Source organism: Paraburkholderia sp. USG1 (genome assembly GCF_031570135.1).
GTDB classification, from domain to species: Bacteria; Pseudomonadota; Gammaproteobacteria; order Burkholderiales; family Burkholderiaceae; genus Paraburkholderia; species Paraburkholderia dioscoreae.
Genome location: NZ_JAMWXW010000001.1, coordinates 281123 through 297578, shown reverse-complemented (window position 1 = coordinate 297578; position 16456 = coordinate 281123). Strand labels below are relative to the sequence as shown.

General features: G+C 61.5%; 26 protein-coding genes and 1 pseudogene. 10 read left to right on the top strand and 17 right to left on the bottom strand.

The genetic code is table 11. The features are described from left to right. Positions 1 to 25: 25 nt before the first annotated feature. From NE850_RS01490 to NE850_RS01410, 17 genes are all read right to left on the bottom strand, one after another. Positions 26 to 1144 carry a hypothetical protein gene (locus NE850_RS01490; RefSeq protein WP_007181295.1) on the bottom strand — a complete coding sequence of 373 codons (1119 nt, stop codon included), beginning with the start codon at positions 1142 to 1144 and terminating at the stop codon, positions 26 to 28. A gap of 117 nt (positions 1145 to 1261) precedes the next feature. Next, positions 1262 to 2314 (bottom strand): tyrosine-type recombinase/integrase, encoded by a 1053-nt coding sequence (locus NE850_RS01485; RefSeq protein ID WP_310698367.1) that lies wholly within the window; start codon positions 2312 to 2314, stop codon positions 1262 to 1264. Next, the gene (locus NE850_RS01480) at positions 2315 to 2524 is read right to left on the bottom strand and encodes a DUF4224 domain-containing protein (protein ID WP_310698405.1); all 210 of its coding nucleotides are present in this window, start codon (positions 2522 to 2524) and stop codon (positions 2315 to 2317) included. A gap of 70 nt (positions 2525 to 2594) precedes the next feature. Beyond that, complete coding sequence (locus NE850_RS01475) at positions 2595 to 2834, bottom strand: hypothetical protein (protein WP_310698366.1); 240 nt, start codon at positions 2832 to 2834, stop codon at positions 2595 to 2597. Then, complete coding sequence (locus NE850_RS01470; RefSeq protein ID WP_310698365.1) at positions 2831 to 3043, bottom strand: hypothetical protein; 213 nt, start codon at positions 3041 to 3043, stop codon at positions 2831 to 2833. Before NE850_RS01470 ends, NE850_RS01475 begins: the two co-directional genes overlap by 4 nt. Continuing rightward, complete coding sequence (locus NE850_RS01465) at positions 3040 to 3465, bottom strand: ASCH domain-containing protein (RefSeq protein WP_310698364.1); 426 nt, start codon at positions 3463 to 3465, stop codon at positions 3040 to 3042. Before NE850_RS01465 ends, NE850_RS01470 begins: the two co-directional genes overlap by 4 nt. Next, a complete protein-coding gene (locus NE850_RS01460; protein ID WP_310698363.1) occupies positions 3462 to 3800 on the bottom strand; it encodes a hypothetical protein in 339 nt (112 codons plus the stop codon). The genes NE850_RS01465 and NE850_RS01460 overlap by 4 nt, the downstream gene beginning before the upstream one ends. Then, a complete protein-coding gene (locus tag NE850_RS01455) occupies positions 3797 to 4177 on the bottom strand; it encodes a hypothetical protein (RefSeq protein ID WP_310698362.1) in 381 nt (126 codons plus the stop codon). The genes NE850_RS01460 and NE850_RS01455 overlap by 4 nt, the downstream gene beginning before the upstream one ends. Continuing rightward, a complete protein-coding gene (locus NE850_RS01450) occupies positions 4177 to 4953 on the bottom strand; it encodes a hypothetical protein (protein WP_310698361.1) in 777 nt (258 codons plus the stop codon). Before NE850_RS01450 ends, NE850_RS01455 begins: the two co-directional genes overlap by 1 nt. Then, the gene (locus tag NE850_RS01445; RefSeq protein WP_405044789.1) at positions 4950 to 5960 is read right to left on the bottom strand and encodes an RNA-directed DNA polymerase; all 1011 of its coding nucleotides are present in this window, start codon (positions 5958 to 5960) and stop codon (positions 4950 to 4952) included. The genes NE850_RS01450 and NE850_RS01445 overlap by 4 nt, the downstream gene beginning before the upstream one ends. 340 nt (positions 5961 to 6300) lie before the next feature. Beyond that, complete coding sequence (locus NE850_RS01440; RefSeq protein ID WP_054038039.1) at positions 6301 to 6678, bottom strand: four helix bundle protein; 378 nt, start codon at positions 6676 to 6678, stop codon at positions 6301 to 6303. Between the two features lie 14 nt (positions 6679 to 6692). After that, the gene (locus NE850_RS01435; protein WP_310698359.1) at positions 6693 to 7157 is read right to left on the bottom strand and encodes a DUF1566 domain-containing protein; all 465 of its coding nucleotides are present in this window, start codon (positions 7155 to 7157) and stop codon (positions 6693 to 6695) included. Beyond that, positions 7141 to 7548 (bottom strand): DUF1566 domain-containing protein, encoded by a 408-nt coding sequence (locus NE850_RS01430; protein ID WP_310698358.1) that lies wholly within the window; start codon positions 7546 to 7548, stop codon positions 7141 to 7143. Before NE850_RS01430 ends, NE850_RS01435 begins: the two co-directional genes overlap by 17 nt. Positions 7549 to 7589: 41 nt before the next feature. Continuing rightward, positions 7590 to 8033 carry a hypothetical protein gene (locus NE850_RS01425; protein ID WP_310698357.1) on the bottom strand — a complete coding sequence of 148 codons (444 nt, stop codon included), beginning with the start codon at positions 8031 to 8033 and terminating at the stop codon, positions 7590 to 7592. 262 nt (positions 8034 to 8295) lie between these two features. Beyond that, positions 8296 to 8487 carry a hypothetical protein gene (locus NE850_RS01420; RefSeq protein WP_310698356.1) on the bottom strand — a complete coding sequence of 64 codons (192 nt, stop codon included), beginning with the start codon at positions 8485 to 8487 and terminating at the stop codon, positions 8296 to 8298. Between the two features lie 289 nt (positions 8488 to 8776). Beyond that, positions 8777 to 9307, bottom strand: a complete 531-nt coding sequence (locus NE850_RS01415) for a hypothetical protein (protein ID WP_310698355.1) — start codon at positions 9305 to 9307, stop codon at positions 8777 to 8779. A gap of 61 nt (positions 9308 to 9368) precedes the next feature. Next, a complete protein-coding gene (locus tag NE850_RS01410; RefSeq protein WP_310698354.1) occupies positions 9369 to 9734 on the bottom strand; it encodes a hypothetical protein in 366 nt (121 codons plus the stop codon). On the opposite strand from NE850_RS01410, the gene NE850_RS01405 reads away from it, so the two are divergent. From NE850_RS01405 to NE850_RS01360, 10 genes and pseudogenes are all read left to right on the top strand, one after another. After that, a complete protein-coding gene (locus NE850_RS01405) occupies positions 9721 to 9969 on the top strand; it encodes a hypothetical protein (RefSeq protein ID WP_310698353.1) in 249 nt (82 codons plus the stop codon). The genes NE850_RS01410 and NE850_RS01405 overlap by 14 nt on opposite strands. 371 nt (positions 9970 to 10340) lie before the next feature. Continuing rightward, positions 10341 to 10943 carry a phage portal protein gene (locus NE850_RS01400; protein WP_310698352.1) on the top strand — a complete coding sequence of 201 codons (603 nt, stop codon included), beginning with the start codon at positions 10341 to 10343 and terminating at the stop codon, positions 10941 to 10943. Beyond that, on the top strand, positions 10940 to 11149 hold the full coding sequence (locus tag NE850_RS01395) for a head decoration protein (RefSeq protein ID WP_310698351.1): 210 nt from the start codon (positions 10940 to 10942) through the stop codon (positions 11147 to 11149). The genes NE850_RS01400 and NE850_RS01395 overlap by 4 nt, the downstream gene beginning before the upstream one ends. A 76-nt stretch (positions 11150 to 11225) precedes the next feature. Next, positions 11226 to 11867, top strand: a pseudogene (locus NE850_RS01390) (major capsid protein); the annotation flags it as partial. Between the two features lie 89 nt (positions 11868 to 11956). Beyond that, on the top strand, positions 11957 to 12436 hold the full coding sequence (locus tag NE850_RS01385; protein ID WP_310698407.1) for a hypothetical protein: 480 nt from the start codon (positions 11957 to 11959) through the stop codon (positions 12434 to 12436). Then, complete coding sequence (locus NE850_RS01380) at positions 12433 to 13506, top strand: phage baseplate assembly protein (protein ID WP_310698350.1); 1074 nt, start codon at positions 12433 to 12435, stop codon at positions 13504 to 13506. The genes NE850_RS01385 and NE850_RS01380 overlap by 4 nt, the downstream gene beginning before the upstream one ends. Further along, a complete protein-coding gene (locus NE850_RS01375; protein WP_310698349.1) occupies positions 13503 to 14117 on the top strand; it encodes a phage baseplate assembly protein in 615 nt (204 codons plus the stop codon). Before NE850_RS01380 ends, NE850_RS01375 begins: the two co-directional genes overlap by 4 nt. After that, a complete protein-coding gene (locus NE850_RS01370; protein WP_310698348.1) occupies positions 14114 to 14569 on the top strand; it encodes a phage GP46 family protein in 456 nt (151 codons plus the stop codon). The genes NE850_RS01375 and NE850_RS01370 overlap by 4 nt, the downstream gene beginning before the upstream one ends. A 44-nt stretch (positions 14570 to 14613) precedes the next feature. Continuing rightward, positions 14614 to 15705: a baseplate J/gp47 family protein gene (locus tag NE850_RS01365; RefSeq protein WP_310698347.1), complete on the top strand. Its 1092-nt coding sequence runs from the start codon at positions 14614 to 14616 to the stop codon at positions 15703 to 15705. 5 nt (positions 15706 to 15710) lie between these two features. Beyond that, positions 15711 to 16361 (top strand): putative phage tail protein, encoded by a 651-nt coding sequence (locus tag NE850_RS01360; protein ID WP_310698346.1) that lies wholly within the window; start codon positions 15711 to 15713, stop codon positions 16359 to 16361. Positions 16362 to 16456: the final 95 nt, after the last annotated feature.

The window sequence follows — 16456 nt, the reverse complement described above, 5'->3', positions numbered from 1 at the left end:
ATCATTCGTTGGGTCATTCAGTCATTCATTCGATGAAGAGCGAAGCGAGCACCCGCCGCCGCCAGAATTTGCGCAGGTCGCCGCGCGTGACCGAGAGCGTGACCGAGCCGGTGTCGCCGCACAAGGTGAGGCCGAGTTCGTCGAGCTGACCGGATTGCAGCGCGGCGAGCGCCGGTTCGAACCAGTCCGTCTGCAAGGCGGCGAAGGCGTCGTTCCAGCGCGCCCAGTCCTGCTCGATGTAGGGCGCGGAGAACGGATCGAGTTCGACCAGTGTGGTGCTCGTGCTGGTCTTGGGGTTGCCGTTGGCGTCACCCGGAAGCGACGACCGCGCGCTGAACGAGCCCGGTGGCGAGGCGACCGGCACGCCGGCGGTCATTGCGAGGCCGCGCGTTGCCGCCGCGTCGGAGAACACCCGTGCAAACGGACTGTGCACGGGCTGCGCCGCGCCTTGCGCGTGAAACCAGATCGAGTTGACGGCCGGCAGGCCGCGCGCCTCGCGCGCTTCATTGACCGGATGCTCGAACCACGCCATCTGTACTTCATTCTGCAATTTCATCCAGGCGCGCGAACGCTCGCCGGAATGCGCCTCGTGCGGCAGCCAGATTTCGATGTTGCGCCCGCTTGCGCGCAACGGCGACGCGCCGGCCAGCGTGCCGAACCCTTCGCCTGACAGATACCAGCGCACCGGACGCGGCGCTTCGATGCGCACGCCGAGTTCTTCGATCAGCGGCCGCGCGACGGCGAGCAGCGCGCTGGCTTCTTGGTCGGACAGGTCGAGCGAGGCCGGATCGATCAGCACCAGATGGTCGTGCGCGATGCGCACATGCACCGGCTGCACGCAGGCCCATGTCGCGGTGCCGGGTTCGCCGCCGTCGGCGCGCAGCATGTACGGCGCGAGCGGCGCTTCGTCGGCGGCCGCGGCGCCGCTCGGCAGCGCGCCGAACTGGCGTGCCACCCAGCGCTCGTGTGGCAGCGTGCGCTGAAAGTCTTCGCCGATCACGCGCTCCACCAGCGTCGCGCGCGCGATCAGCCGGTCGAGGGCCGGGCTGCGGATGTCGTGAAGGGCGGTGGCAGCGTCCGCTGCGGCGGGCAGCGCGAAGGGCAGGAGAAGATGGAGGCGGTTGGCGGGCATGATGCTGCGCATTGTAGGGCAAACAATCCCGTCTTTCCGGATAAGGCCGCTTTCCCCTTCTGGGCTTGGCTGCGCGGGATACGCGTTTCTCGATCTGTACCTTTAACCGGCCGCTGTACCTTTGCCAGACTATCGAAGCGGCTTTACGCGCTCCGGTTTGCGACGGTAAATGCGCTCTGTCACCCGGCCGTCGGCATGGGCGAGTAGGGTGCGCGCATGCTCGAGCGTCGCTGCATCGCTGGCGCATTTCGCTCGCAGGTCGTGCTCGTTGAACCGGTCCGTAAGCTTGGTTACCTCGAGCGCCTTGTTCAGGAAATTCGTCCACATTCCCTGCCAGCCGGCGGCACGGCCGCTCACTTCGTCGAAGTAGCAATCGCCCCGGAACGTGCAAAACAGCCAGGGTGCGATCTGCACCGGGCGCGCCGCTTTCGCCATCTCCACTGCCTCGCGCAACTCCTCCGACCACTCGATGATCAGGCGCTTGCCCGTCGAGTTTTCCGTCTTGCCCGGCGTCACATGGATGCCGTCCTCCTTCAGATTCGATTCCCTGATTCTCAGCAGATCGCCCTTGCGCAATCCGGTCAGCAGCTTGATGCGGATATAGGCCTGGACGGCGAGCACGCTGCCTTTCTTGCGCCGCGACGGCAGAGATAGGCACTCAATAATTTCCCAGTCCTCGATGTATCGATCGCGAGGCTTCTCGCCGTCGAGGCGGATCTCGCCTTTGAACGGATGCCGGTCGAGGTAGCCCCACTCGACTGCCTTCGTGTATGCATGAGAGAGCACCGCGACTTCGCGCCGGGCCGCAATTTTGGCGGCGCGCTTATCGATATATTGGTAAATGTGCCGAGGCTTCAGATCATTGAGAGCCATCGCGCCGAGCACCGCGCGAAGCCGCTTGATCGCGACAGCGTTACCCGCCTGCGTGGTCGGCTTCTTCGTCGGCACGACCTGCAGCAGATAGCGGTCGAGCAGATCCGCAATGGTCTTCGCGTCGTCGATGGTTGCCAGCCGATCAGCCCAGACCTTGTAGGCCTCGGGCAGCGTCTTGCCGAGCCGAAATAGCTGCTTGCCGTCCCACGACGATTCGAGGCCCTTGGGCACCTGGAAGTAATATGCCCCGTGCGAATGTCGCCACCGGCTAGGAAGCCCTTTGTTTTCTTTTTTTCTGGGCTTCGGCATTTACGCAGCGCTCCAGTCTGGTTCCGTCACCGCAGCTCGCCCATGCTCGGTGGATACTCCGAATTGCTGTTCGACGTGGCGACGCAGGACGATGACGCGGCCGTCCGGACGGATCTTGTGGTCGACCGCGAGCGAGCGGAGTACTTCCGCCTGGCACGCGCGGTGCCGGCGACCAGTGAGCTCCACGAGCTCGTCATTCGAAAGAAACATTGAGTCGGACATATTTATTCTCCAAACCAATATCTGCGCGTGACGTCGATCACGCGCTGTGCTGCTTCGGTCAAAGCCTTACTCCTGCATAGTCGGTTTGCACGGTCACATCGGTGGTGTGGTGGCGCTGCAGGATGATCCGGACTCCATGGCCGATATCGAGTGCGCACCCGCGTTCGTTTGCCTCGTTCAATGCTGCGCCGTGTGTCGACATGCCGAGCTCAGACAAGATCTCGGCGAAGATTTCCGGATGCGTCTGCAAGTGACCGAGCCGGTCGTGATTGATCTCGAGGATGGTCCGCGTGCTCATTCTGTGTATTCCTTCAGATCTTCGTATGCGTGGATCATCGCGATAACGTCGCCGCTGGCGGCGGCGCGCGTGGCGCGATCGAGCGAAGCACGAATCAACATGGCGCCGAAAGCGCCGGCGGGTCCGATCTCGATGTAATGACCGAGGATCACCGTCACGCGCGCAATTTCATCCGGAAGCGCATCGCCGAGGGTTTTGATATCGCTCACGTGATGGCTCCGAGGTCATGCATCTGGCGCAGCTGCGCAGCGACGTCGGCCGGAACCTCGAAGAACCCGAGCGCACCCTTGCAGGCAACAAAAGGAATCGGCTTCGGATATGCGAGCTCGAAACCAAACTGCCCGTTCATATGCCAGGGAGAGGTGCGGTTGTCGGGGTGTGCACAACCGACGATCGTCGCGGCCCCAACGATGCCGCCGCGCTCGAGCTGCTCACGAGGCGGGAAAAATCCGCGATAGCCGACGTGCAATGCGGTGGCCAGCGCATCGTCATATTCGTCGTGCGTCATGCCTTTGCCGGCGTGGATCAGCACGCGGCCGCGATACTTCGTCGACCATGTCCGGTTCTCGACATCCTTGTGATCGTTGACGATCAGCCAAGCCCACGGCTGGCGAATGGATAGGGCTTTCATCGGGTCTCCGGTTCAACGTTCTCGAGGAGGTTCCGTAGCGCGGGTGCCTCGGCCGCCGAAAGAAGATCAACCGGATCTGCGCCGCGGAAGGTATCGCGGTCGAACCAGTCGTCGTATTCGACGGTTCGACCGTCCGGCGCGATCGCACTGTCGACGTAGTCGAGATCCATCACGTCGTTGAAGATCGTGACGCGCCAGCTGCCGAACATATATTCGACGTCACCGCACCAGATGTCTTTCCACGATCGATCGCCCGTCAACTTAACCTCGATCTCTCCGCGGAGCGCCTGGCGAAAGACTTCGGCTACTTCGCTCGCTTCAATGTTTGCCTTCATCGCGCGCCTCGAGCAAGCATGCACAGCGACTGGCGGCGCGCGATCTCAGCTTCATAGTCGGTCAGCTGGCCGGTCAGCACGGAATACGTACGCGGCGCCGCGATGGTGGTCGGGTCGACCTCGGTGCCGGGGTGCTTCTGCTTAGCGGGTGGTGGTTCTGCAGGCTTGGTGCCCGCGATGATGAACTGGGAAACCTTGCTGCAAGGCCGCTTCACTCGAGACAAAACACCCAGCCCGACCATTGTCTCGAGCATGTGTTTGATATCCGCAGCACCGACGCCGAGCTTCGCGGCGATCGCGTACGCCGCGTAGTACTGCCCGGGTTGCATGGCAGCCAGGATGCGCGCGGGCGTGGGAATAACGGTGGCGTAGGGCATCACTTATCTCCGCTTGCTGATCGCTCGGCGATCAAATCGTCATGGAAGAGGGCGGTCGCTTCGTCGCACTGTTCCACGATCCTTTGCGCGTGTTCGCGGAGGGCCTTGACGCCTCCGTATGTCTTGAGTGCACCGGACGCCATGACTGCTCTTACGGCTTTCCCAATTTCCTCGCTGTTGCACCAACTGGTGATCTGGATGCCGCTCACGCGCTCAATCTCTGCGATCCGCGCCTTGAGTTCAGTTGTGTGCGACGTGCGTGATTCGATTTCGCGCGCGATGCGCTTTTCGTCACCGTCCCGAAGCCGTTTGATCTCGACGTCGACGGCGGCGCCTACGAGCCGCGAGTCGAGCTCGCTAGCGCGACGCAGCATCGCCGCAACGAAATCGCGCGTGACCGGCTGCGCGGTCAACTTTGGCGCGGCGACAATCTGCCGGATCTTGCCGCCGGGCTGGATCTCGTAATGCCCCCAAGTGGGAGGCAACTCTCCCGGGGCGATGACCGCGGGAGGGCAGACGATCCACCAACGATCGCAATAGCGTTGCACCGGTGCTGATTTTTCCGGGTTTTTCAGCTCGCGGAGCCAATCGCCCCGCGACACCTTGATTTCGAAGCCGTTGATCTCGAGGCCGCGCGACGGGTATAGATTGATGGCGACAGCATCGGCCCATCGATTATGGCGGCCGCCAGTGGCATCGCCGACTTCGAAGAAGAGTGCCCATTCGGGCCCGCAGAAGCGAGTGCGCAGCACGGCACTGACGTCATGTGTTCTCATCGAGTGCTTCCTCTGTAGGTTTTCGTCAATGCTCGATTGACAGCATGACCACGATCGCGGACTACGTTTGCCAGCAACGCGCGGTCGTGGTGACTGGCGGTTGCTTGGCCGAGGAGTCCGAAATAGGAGTTGGTCACTTGCAGGAGCTCGTCGGGCGGCACAGCGGCGACGCGCCGTAATGCTTCATTGCGCGTACGCTTGCGCGTTGACCTGCGCCAAGGCTTGATGACCTGACCGACGAAGTCGACGCCCCGGCTGACCGGCTGCAGTATCGTCTTGCTTGGATTGAGACGCACACCGAGCCGCTCGGGTAGGAACGCCGTCACATCGGCGAGCACCGCATTCAGATGGTCGACCGACTCGTGAAGGAAAATGAAATCGTCGACGTAGCGGATGTAATGCCGCATGCCGAGCTTGTGCTTTACATATTGGTCTAAGACGTCGAGCAACACGTTTGCGCAGAACTGGCTCGGCAGATTTCCGATCGGCAGACCGAAGTCCGCCGATTGTTCCATCAGGCGCTTGTGTGGCGGCACCAGCGCCATAAGCGTTGGGTCACCATGAAACACGAAATCAGTCCGCGGATCGTGCATCAGCACGACTTCGGTCAGCCAGCGCCAGAAGGGCTCTTTGATCTTCGCGAGCAGCAATTCAAATACGCGCGCCTTCTCTATGCTCACGAAGAAGTTCGCGATATCGCATTTGAGGTAATACGCCGGTCGCCCCCAGTTCTGCGTGACTGCGCGAATCTTTCCCTCGAGTCGTTCGGCACCATATAGGGTGCCACGACCTTTGATGCATGCGCACGAGTCGGCGATGAACGCGTTTTCGAAGCGTTTCGAGACACGGCGGTACCAGAGGTGATGAACAATCCGGTCGCGGAATTCGGCCGCCCAGACCTCGCGCGGCTTCGGCCGCGTAATGACGAAGCAGACGGACGGTCCCGGTCGGTAGGTGCCGTCCGCGAGCTCGTCGTGCAGGACGCGTATGTTGTGCTCGAGGTGCATCTCGAACGCAAGTGCGCTGTCGCTATTGCGTTTGGTTCGCCGGCAGTCGTAATACGCTTCGAACAGCTCGGCGAATGTGAAGCCATCATCTTCGTTCCAATCTGCGGACGGCACGGGCGCGCAACTTGTTGTTCTTGTCGTTGTTGTTCTGGTTGCCGTTGTTGAAGTTCGTGTACCAGGCCCAACCGGAGAAATCGTGCTATCTACGTCGCCCTGCCGAAGGCTTGCGCCGATCAGACGGGAAACTGCGCTAGACCCTTCCGCACGCCGGCGGACGGTTTCTTCATTACGCATGGCGGTGGCCTCGTGAGCCAGCGGCACGACCAGATTGAAAGATCGCTCAGTCATGAAAGCCTTGGCCTCCACGATGCGGGCGACTATTTGCGGCGTTTTTCCACCCATTGCACTGCTTCCCGATGCTGGTCGTGAGTTCGACCGCGCCCGCATATGCATCGCGGTGGATCTTCCTCTTGTCCATGCCGAGTCGAAGCATCAGCTCAATTACCTGCAGGCGCTCGAGCAGTTCCGACAGATGGGGCGACTTGTCGGCTGCGACGTTGGCGCGAAACACCAACACCATGATTTCGAGGCACTCGCTACTGATCTTCTCGCCGATCGACCGCTTAAAGGCGCGCTCCATATTGGTGACAATATCGGTCACCACATCGAGCAGCTTGTATGCGGCTTTGTAGATCGGCAATTGGGTATGCAGAGCCATGGGAAATTAAATAATCAAATTACTGAAGGGATAAATCTGCGGACGGCACGGGCGCGCAACTCGTCGTACTTGTCGTAGCTGTCCTGGATGCCGTAGCTGAAGCCCGTGCACCAGGCCCAACCGGAGTCGTTTTCATGCGTTTCGCCGGACCAGTACCAGCTTGACTCGAACTCGGCTTTCAGATTCGCGTACAAGAGCGCTTGCTCCTGCCGTGTTGGGAGCGTGGCACCGCGCTCTCCCGCCCATTCATTCGCGGCCTGGAAGTCGACCTCTTCGGCCTCGCCGGGCAGAAGGATCAGGTAATGCATCGGCGTGCCATCGTCGCTCAGCACGGGGCCTGCGAATCGCTCACCGGGTGCGAGCGGGATTGTCGCGGCGTCGATGCGATATTCGCTGGCGCGCGGCTGAGTTTTAAAGGCCGCAATCATCTCGGCGATGCGTGACTGCTGCGCCTCGATTGCTTCAAGCGTGATCGTCATTGCAGACGCTCCTTGAAAATGGATGAATGGTTAAATGGTCAATCTCCGGACGGCACGGGCGCGCAACTTGATGATCTTGGCGTTGAAGTCCTGGAAGCCGTCGTCGAAGCGCGTGATACCAGGCCCAACCGGGTTCGTCAGCGTCTGTCTCGTTCGACCAATAGCCGGCCTTCTGAAACAAATCGCGATGCTTCGCGAAAGCGACAGCCAACTCGGGGCGCGTCGGCAAATCACCGCCGATGCTCTTTGCCCAATCGAGCTGCTCCTGCCACGTTGCGCGCTCGCTATCGGCGGCCAGCAAGACGACGTGCTCGATGTCGCCGGTCGCATTGACGAATCCACATAGGTAAATCTCGCCTTCCGCGAGGGGCGGAATCTGAATCTGTTGCATCACTTCTCCTTGGTAGAAAGACGGCGGTTTGACAAACCGGGTTATTGCGTTGCCGAGGCGTCCTGTGCGGCAGCAATCTTTTCGCGGGCTGCGGCGACATCTGCGTCAGCGTGATCGGCCCACTCGGCGCCGTGCGCGAGTACATGCTTGATCAGCCAGTGGAGGCAATAGGCCTGTTCATCCTCGGCGCGCGGTTTGATATCGGCCCCGATGGAGCGGAATAGGTGGGCGTAGCGCGCCAGTTGGAAGCACATCATGCCGAGCACGTGGCGGAGTTCGGGCGTGATCTCAGCGGGGTAGATGAGGGCGGGCTCGCCGGTGCCCGCGCGGGCAGCCGCGAGCTGATCGGCGATTGCTTTGGCGAGATCCGGAGCGGCGTTGCCGTATTCATAGCTGCGAAGGGCATTGATAGCCGAGAGCACCAGCTGGTCGCTGACAGGCGCCGCATCATGCTCGTTAGCGGGAAGGATGTTTGGTGAGTTCACTTATGTTCCTCAAATAGATCGCTTTGCGCCGCCGCGTCGACGTGCTCCGGACAGCGGTGTATGTCAGTGCCAATTTCTTGCGCGTGCTTTACGCATAGGTGCCGATCGCATGTCTTGCCGGCCTTGACCGGGTAATCGCACTGGAAGCCGCTCGGCGCGTTGCAACCGGCGACGGAACAGCGACGCTCGCTCTTTCGCCCGCGGGTGCAGACGATGCCTGAGATACCACCGGGCAGGCGAAAGGGCGTGCATGGCATGTCGGTTACTCGTCTGCCGGCTCGTAATCGATGCCTTCGGTGGGGTGGTAGGGGTTAGAGTGCTTCTGCCCGCCCAGGCGGATGCTCAAGTACTGGCCATCCGCGCCGGTGATGACGCCGGGCTTGCCGAAGGCGGTGACGCGTTGGCCACGCTTCACGTCGACGCCGTAATAGGATTTGATGTAATCGAAGCTCATATCTGTCCTCTGAAAAAGGACCGGGCCAGCCGAGGTGCAGGCCCGGTCAAACACACGCCGCGCTGACGAGAGGATCAGCGCGCCGAACTACTCAGTTTGGCGCTCGAGCTGCTGCGCGCGATCACGACAGGACCCACGTGCAACACAACTCGCTCACCGCGATCTCGCGCGAGCATCTCGACGAACTCGGCGCACAACGTGTGCGTCGCGCTGTCCGTCGGGATCCGCGAAGTGGCGTAGGCGCGCGCCGCGTCCAGGAACGCTCCACGGCGGCGCGGTTCGCCATACATCAGTTACCCGCCACTCGATAGTTGGCCGGCTGCGTGTCGGTGCGCGACAGCATTTCGGACGGTTTAAGCGAGCAGTCGAGGCCGGCGGCGCGGTACGCGTCATAGATCTCTTTGCTCACCTGGCAGCGAATCAGCACCGCGGCCTTCTGCAGGTTTGCTTTGGTCGTCGTGTCGTCAGTGACGGTCGACTGGCGCACGGTCTCAGCGGCCGCGACCTCGAGCTTGCAATCGAGCAGGCTGTGAGAGGCACCACCGACCAGCGAAACGCCGGCGATCGCACCACCAAACTGAACGGTTTGGCCGCAGTTCATCTGGCTGAACGACGCAGCGTATGCGCCGAGAACCGGAGCAGAAACGTTTCGCACCGTTTCCGTGGTGTGCTCCGGAGTCTGGCTAAACTGGATCGAGCCTTGCGCCGTTGATGTGGCGGCAGACTGCTGAGTTGCTGTTGCCGAAGTCGACGATTGAGCTTGCGCATGGCTGACTGCCCCCAATGCTAGAATCAATGCGACGGCGAATTTCGTGTTCATCGTTACACCCCCAAGGTGTGTAGTCGGGCCTTCGATATTTACGGTATCGAAGGCCTTCTTTTTACTGGCTGAAGGAATAGCTGCCGGCGAGGTTGGTATAGCCATAGCCGGCGACATCGGTGCCGACACCCGACTTGCTCGAGCCGTAGCCGCTGCCCGTGGTGTAGCCGCCGGCGTTTGCGTTTGAGGTGCTACCGGTGTAACTACCCGACGCCGAAACGCCACCGCCAATACCAGCGAAGCCGTACGAACCGACGCCGGCGCCGATCACCGTTCCGCCGATGGCATAACCACCACCAGCCGAATTGCTCCACTGCGATGAATAGCCGTTGCCGTTCTGGCCAGCCGAGGCCTGCGAGCCGCCCGACGTATCGGATGACGAGCCAAAGCCGCCGCTGAAGGAGAGCGAGCTGTTGCTCGAATACACAATCGACAATCCGTTGGCGCTCGAGCAGCTGGTCATCGGCAAGACGTACTACTTCGACATCACGCCGTGCGAACCGCCGCCTGCCGCTGTCGCTGAGCCGGTTGCCGATCCCGCACCGGCCGACGCTGACGCCGCAAGCCAAGCCGCACCGGCTGAGACTTCTCCCGCTGCTTCCGAAACCGAAGGTGCAGAGCCCGCACCGGCAGCGGCGCCGGACGCAACCGACGCCAGCTGAACGACTTTTCTTTGCCCATTGCGGGTGTACGCCACCGGCAGACCATCGGGCTCATAACCCGAGAGCAGCAGGTTCAATTCCTGCCCCCGCAACCAATTGCTGTACGCCGCGCGATTCACGTGAAGGTGTGTGATGAATAAACCGAAGCCGAGGGCGATACCCGCCGCTGCGGAACGTCCGGCCCTGGGCCAAGGCGTCATGGTGCGCTCGCCATTCTTCACGAGGCCGACGGTTGGCATTCTGATCGGCACTTACGACGACGACAGCAACGACGTTGTGGTGCAGGCGTTTCCGGTTGGCCGCGATCCGCTGCAGATTCCGGCGATCCCGTATTTCCTCACCGAACCGGACGCAACAGTTCGCTCGGCCGTATGCAGGACGCGATCGGTGGTGACTCGGAGCTCAAGTTCTATCAGACCCTCCGCGGCGAATGGAACGACGAGCGGCCCGCCATGTTCCAGGGTGCGCGCATTCCCGCGCTCGCGCCGGGCGAAGAAATCTCGTCTGTCAGCTCTGACCACCCACACAGCGGATTCAGCGATTTCGTTCATGAGATGCAGGGAGGCATTGCGTCGGCTCTCGGCATATCGCTCGAGCAGGTGACCCAGGACTGGACGCGTACGACCTATTCGAGCGCGCGCGCTGCGCTGCTCGAGAGCTGGAAGACGCTGATTCGTCGCCGGCTTGAATTTTCCGCCGGCACCGCGACGCCGATGTATGCGGTCTGGCTGCGCGAGGCGATGGAAAACGGGGAGTTGCCTCTGCCCAATGGCGCGCCAGATTTCATTGAGGCCGCGACGGCCTATGCCGGTTGCTCGTGGCTTGGGCCCGCACGTGGCTGGGTTGACCCCGTCCCCCCGCATTCAGCAATCAGATCGCGTTTTCGATCACGATCGGTTCAACTCCATTCGTCGCCGGCGATGAGTTCTCGATCGAGGTCGAGGCACTCCCCACCGGCGCATTCGTTCCGTTGAACCCGTCGGCCAGCGACGGCTCGCAGAACGCGGCGGGGATCTCGTTCAACTTCGTCGACGCGACGCTCAACGATGTGCCCGGCACCGTCGTTACCCGCGAATGCGAAGTCAACGGCTCTGAGCTCCTCTGGCCTACCGGCGCGACTGCTGCGCAGATTGCGGCGGCGACCGCACAGCTCACCGCGCTGGGAATCATCACGCGCTGATCCGCAGCGCCGATCTCCCTCTGTTTCAAGACCTGTTGGCCGCGCAAGCGGCCATTATTCTTTCTGGAGCCTAATAATGGCCAGCTTGGACGTATTCCATCAGGATCCCTTCACAACCATCCAGCTCACCGCTGCGGTCGACAAATATCCGTTCCAGCCGACGGGGCTCGGCGATCTGGATATCTTCGATCCGGACCCGATCCGCACCACGGCACTCGCAGTCGAGCAGCGGCAGGGCAAACTGGTCATCGTGCCCACTTCGCCCCGCGGTGCCGAAGGCCTTCAGCGTACGACTGAAAAGCGGGCAGCCCGCTATTTCGACGTCCCGCGTCTGATGCACAGCGACACGATCTACGCGAACGAAATCCAGAATATCCGCCAGTTCGGCACCGAGTCCGAACTGATGCAGGTGCAGGTGGAAGTTGCGCGTCGCATGAACGGGCCGACCGGGATCCTGCGCAATATCGAGTACACGTGGGAATTCCACCGTCTCGCGGCTGTGCAGGGCAAGCTGCTCGACGCGAATGGCGACATCCTGTTCGACTGGTTCGATGAGTTTGGCATTACGCCGCCGAACGCGACCCCGTTCAACCTCGCAGCAAACACCGAGTACTCGCTGCGGCCGATCATCAACGGCATCCGCCGGACGATGGCGCGAAAGGCGCAAGGCTCGTTCGTTCCGTCCACGCGCATCTATGCGCTGTGCGGCGACAGTTTCTACGACGAGTTCGTGAACCACCAGGACGTCCTCCGCACGTTCGTGAACTGGTCGGCGGCCGCGGATCGGCGATCGATCCCGCCGACGGCGTGCGGCTGCTCTCGAATCTCGCCAGCTTCCAACCGAACGCCATCACGTCGTCGTCAGTTGTCGGGATGTCGATGGGCACGATGCAGGATGCGTGCGGGGATCTGTTCAGGCGCGCTGCCGTGGTCGCACTGTGCCGGGCCGCGGCGAATTACCAGCCGGCGTCGACGACCGATGCCGCGAAACTGCGGTCGACGGTTACGCAACTGCTCGATGCCGAGATCCTCGTGGCGGGCAACCAGGGCGAAGACAACACGTTCAATGCGCTTCGCTCGCTGCGCTCGGCGGTCGTGCAGGACCTGCAGACGCGGGCCGCGGGTCTGCCAGGCACGATGGTCGTGAACTTCCCGACATCGATGCCGGCGCCGGTGATGGGGCAGCGCCTATACAGCGATCCGACGCGCGCCGATGAGCTCGTGACCGAGTCGGGCGCACCGCATCCGGCGTTCCTGCCACCTGGCTTTACCGTACTGTCTTCATGACCGTTTTCAACAATGAGCTGACGCTCGTCGCCGGCGATCGGCAGCTCTCAGGATGGACCCAGGTGCGCGTGACGCGCGGCATCGAGCGATGCCCGTCGGACTTCCAGATCGAGATGACTGAGAAGTATCCCGGGCAACCGTTCGATATCACGGTGCAGGCGGGCGACTCGTGTCAGGTGCTCATCGGCGACGATCTGGTGATTACCGGCTATGTTGACAAGGTCTCGCCTGCCTACGATTCGGATTCGCATTCGATCACGATCAGCGGGCGCAGCAAGTGTCAGGATCTGGTCGATTGCGCGGCCGAGTGGCCCGGTGGACAGATCCTCGGCTCATCTGTGCTCGCGATCGCTCAGAAACTGGCGCAGATCTACGGCATCACGGTCAGTTGCACAGGCGATGTCGGCGGGAACATCCCGCAGTTCAACCTGCTGCTCGGCGAGACCGGCTATGACGTGATCGAGCGGATCTGTCGGTACCGCGCACTGCTTCCGTATGACGGCACCGATGGAAATCTGATCCTCGGTGCGCTCGGCACGGTGCAGGCGGCGAATGGGTTCAGCGAGGGCATCAATGTCGAGCGCGCGCGTGCCGTGTTTTCGATGGATCAGCGATTCTCCGAATATGTCGCGTTCCTGCAGTCGGTCGACGTTTTCACCGACACAGGGAACGGCGGCAATCTGCTTGGCGTCGCGTACGACTATGGCGTCGAACGGCACCGGCGCCGCGTGATCATCGCCGAGGCCGGTGGTGGTGGCCAGGATGTCGCGAAGCAGCGTGCGAATTGGGAAGCAGCACGCCGATATGGCCGCGGCAGCGTTGTGACGTTGACTACTGACAGCTGGCGCGACAGCGCCGGCGTGCTCTATACCCCGAATACGCTCGTGCCGCTGGATTTGCCCACCTTGAAAGTCACGGGCAAGATATGGGTGATCGGTGATGTGACCTACGCGCGGGGCGACAACGGGATGCGAGCGATGCTGACGATCATGCCGCCCGAAGCATTCAATCCGGAGCCAATCCTGCTGCAGCCCTTCCAGGCCGATGTGCCTGCCGGAACGGCCCAATGAGCGACTATGGAGAGCGTCACTACCTGCGAACCATGATGATGGTCCGCAGAGGGAAGATATCGCTCGTCGACGACAGCGGCTTGATCCAGAGGGTGCAGCTTCCGCCGAGCGGCCTCGAGACACGAGATAACCTGCCGCGCATTGCTGAGTACGGTTTGACGTCGAATCCGCCCGAAGGGACTGATGCGTACATCCTGAATATCGGCGGCGATCCATCGAATGGCGCCGTTGTCGGTACGAACCATCAGAAAACGCGGCCTACCGGCCTGCAGTCAGGTGAAACGCAGATCTATAACGGACCCGCCGGCACGAGTCTATATCTGGCCAACGGCGAAATCGTGGTCAATGCCAATGGCCAGCCTGTGAACGTGAACAACGCCAGCGACGTGACATGGACATGCACTGGCAAGTTCAAGGTTGTTGCGCCTGGCGGCATCGAATTCGATACCCCACTTGTCATTTCGACGGGCGATATCGAGGACAACGCCGGCACCGGCGGCAGCACCATGAAGACGATGCGCACCGAATACAACGAGCACGGCCATCCTGTCGTCGACGTGCAGACCGGTGGCAGCACGATAACGACTGGAACACCAACGGTGCCCGAATGACCGATACATCGACAGTCTGGGATGTCGCTAACGCACGCGGCGACTGGGCGTTGTCTGGAGTCATGCTTCAGACCGGACAGGACCTCCAGTCGGCTTACCTCATCAGCGTCTTCAGTGATCGTACGGCGCAGCCTGGGGACGTGATTCCTGATGGCACCAACGATGCGCGTGGCTGGATCGGTGACGCCGGGCAGAAGTATCCGATCGGCTCGCGTCTCTGGTTGCTCGATCGCGCGATCAAGAGCCAACAGACAATGAATCGCGCGCGTACCTATGTGACTGAGGCCGTCCAATGGTTACTTGACGACGGTGTGGTCGCGAAGCACGACATCACGCTCGCATGGGTGCAGACGGCCAAGGGAACGTGGGGTATCGGAATCTGGATTCAGGCCTACCGGCCTGATGGCAAGAAATTTCCGCAGTTCAACTGGGTCTGGGGACAGTTTCAATAATGCCTTTCGCGCGACCGACACTATCGCAACTGCAGACGCAGGTCTTGCAGGACATTGCGGCCGGCCTCCAGGGTTCGGATCCGCTTTTGCGTTTCAGCAATCTGAATATCACGGGTGTTGCGCTCGCCAACCTGATCAACGCCGTTTACGGCTACCTCGACTGGATTGCACAGCAGGCAGTCCCAATCACTTCGAGTGGCGAATATCTCGCGATGTGGGCGGCACTCAAGAATGTGTTCCAGAAGACCGCGGCACAGTCGACGGGCGCCGTCACCTTCCCGGGTACGAACGGCGAGGATCTTCCTTCCGGCACGCCGATTACTCGCGGCGACGGCGTCGGCTATACGACGACGGCCGATGCGACCGTGAGCGCTGGCAGCGTGACAGCGCCGGCGATCTGTAATGCGGATCCTACTGGCCAGACCGGCGCCTTCGGTAATTGTGCCGAGGGAACGACCTTCACGCTAGCGACGGCAATCGACGGAATTCAGTCTGGTGGCATGGCCTCGACGGACTTCACGGGCGGCGCGGATATCGAGTCGCCGGACGACCTGATGACGCGCATGCTGCAGGCCTATCAGAACGTGCCGCAGGGGGGCGACGCCCAGGATTATGTGACGTGGGCGCTCGCAGTGCCGGGCGTCACGCGGGCATGGTCCAACCCGAGCGGCTTTGGCGTGGGGACTGTGGTCGTCTACACGATGTTCGATGTTGCTGAAGCAGGCGACGGAGGCTTTCCGCAAGGGGTGAACGGTGTCGCAACGAACGAGGCGCGCAGCCCGACAAAGGCGACTGAGGACCTGTTAGCAGTCGCTAACGCGATATTCACCGAGCAGCCTGCTACAGCATTGGTCTGGTCGTGTGCCCCGGCGCCGAATCCGATTCCTTTCACGTTCACGGGCACTTCGGAATGGAGCGCCGCGACCAAGGCTGACGTGAAAGATGCGATCGCGAGTGTTTTTCTACAGTACGGCGCCCCGGTGACAAATACGATTCCAACCATTGCTCTTTCGCTGATTGAATCAGAGGTTGCGGCGATCGCGGGCACTGAAGGTTTCGTCATTACGTCGCCGGCAGTGAACATCCCGAATGTCATCGGGCAACTGCCCACTATCGGGACGGTCAGTTTTACGTGACGACCATGAACAACGCGCCCGTCTTTCAGGCAGCCGATTTTCTAGCCGCGCTGCAGGCCTGCATGCCGCGGGGGAGGGTTTGGCCGAAGGCCGCCGATGCGATCCAGACTCAGACGCTGCAGGGACTGGCTATCCCGTTTCAGCAGCACAACGATCGCGCGAACTATCTTCTCGTCGACGCATTCCCTTCAACGCCCGAAGAGCTCCTTCCGGAATGGGAAGCCACGCTAGGGCTGCCCGATCCGTGCGCTGGCACGCAGCCAACGATCGCCGCACGCCAGGCACAGGTGCTGGCGCGGTTTACTGCTGTCGGCGGCCAGTCGCTTCCATATTTCATCGCATATGCGGCGAAATTAGGCTTCACGGTAACGATCACGCAATACACGCCGTTTCGCATGGGACAGCAGGCGATGGGCGACCAGCTTGGTAGTCCTGACTGGGCTTTCACCTGGGCCATCAACGCTCCCTATGTATCTGAGATTCCGTTCCGGATGGGACAGTCTGCGATGGGCGATGCGCTCGAGTCATGGAACAACGCGGTACTCGAGTGCGAGCTGAATGCCATTAAGCCAGCTCATACAGTGCTGCGTTTCATTTATGGGTTGACCGCGGCGTTGGACGACACCTTCATCCTCGACGAATCATCTCTCGCCTGAACTAATAGAGCATCGCTCCCGCGGTGCTAGAACCTGGGAATTCGCATGTACCAATACGACGATCCGACTGCGGCATCTTCAATGCCGACACCTGC

Coding starts and splice junctions, on each gene's coding strand:
- NE850_RS01370 (WP_310698348.1), top strand. CDS start 14,114: ATGACCGATACATCGACAGTCTGGGATGTCGCTAACGCACGCGGCGAC.
- NE850_RS01465 (WP_310698364.1), bottom strand. CDS start 3,465: ATGAAAGCCCTATCCATTCGCCAGCCGTGGGCTTGGCTGATCGTCAAC.
- NE850_RS01475 (WP_310698366.1), bottom strand. CDS start 2,834: ATGAGCACGCGGACCATCCTCGAGATCAATCACGACCGGCTCGGTCAC.
- NE850_RS01420 (WP_310698356.1), bottom strand. CDS start 8,487: ATGAGCTTCGATTACATCAAATCCTATTACGGCGTCGACGTGAAGCGT.
- NE850_RS01490 (WP_007181295.1), bottom strand. CDS start 1,144: ATGCGCAGCATCATGCCCGCCAACCGCCTCCATCTTCTCCTGCCCTTC.
- NE850_RS01435 (WP_310698359.1), bottom strand. CDS start 7,157: ATGACGATCACGCTTGAAGCAATCGAGGCGCAGCAGTCACGCATCGCC.
- NE850_RS01375 (WP_310698349.1), top strand. CDS start 13,503: ATGAGCGACTATGGAGAGCGTCACTACCTGCGAACCATGATGATGGTC.
- NE850_RS01360 (WP_310698346.1), top strand. CDS start 15,711: ATGAACAACGCGCCCGTCTTTCAGGCAGCCGATTTTCTAGCCGCGCTG.
- NE850_RS01400 (WP_310698352.1), top strand. CDS start 10,341: ATGCAGGACGCGATCGGTGGTGACTCGGAGCTCAAGTTCTATCAGACC.
- NE850_RS01440 (WP_054038039.1), bottom strand. CDS start 6,678: ATGGCTCTGCATACCCAATTGCCGATCTACAAAGCCGCATACAAGCTG.
- NE850_RS01445 (WP_405044789.1), bottom strand. CDS start 5,960: ATGCACCTCGAGCACAACATACGCGTCCTGCACGACGAGCTCGCGGAC.
- NE850_RS01485 (WP_310698367.1), bottom strand. CDS start 2,314: ATGCCGAAGCCCAGAAAAAAAGAAAACAAAGGGCTTCCTAGCCGGTGG.
- NE850_RS01430 (WP_310698358.1), bottom strand. CDS start 7,548: ATGCAACAGATTCAGATTCCGCCCCTCGCGGAAGGCGAGATTTACCTA.
- NE850_RS01415 (WP_310698355.1), bottom strand. CDS start 9,307: ATGAACACGAAATTCGCCGTCGCATTGATTCTAGCATTGGGGGCAGTC.
- NE850_RS01380 (WP_310698350.1), top strand. CDS start 12,433: ATGACCGTTTTCAACAATGAGCTGACGCTCGTCGCCGGCGATCGGCAG.
- NE850_RS01450 (WP_310698361.1), bottom strand. CDS start 4,953: ATGAGAACACATGACGTCAGTGCCGTGCTGCGCACTCGCTTCTGCGGG.
- NE850_RS01455 (WP_310698362.1), bottom strand. CDS start 4,177: ATGCCCTACGCCACCGTTATTCCCACGCCCGCGCGCATCCTGGCTGCC.
- NE850_RS01480 (WP_310698405.1), bottom strand. CDS start 2,524: ATGTTTCTTTCGAATGACGAGCTCGTGGAGCTCACTGGTCGCCGGCAC.
- NE850_RS01460 (WP_310698363.1), bottom strand. CDS start 3,800: ATGAAGGCAAACATTGAAGCGAGCGAAGTAGCCGAAGTCTTTCGCCAG.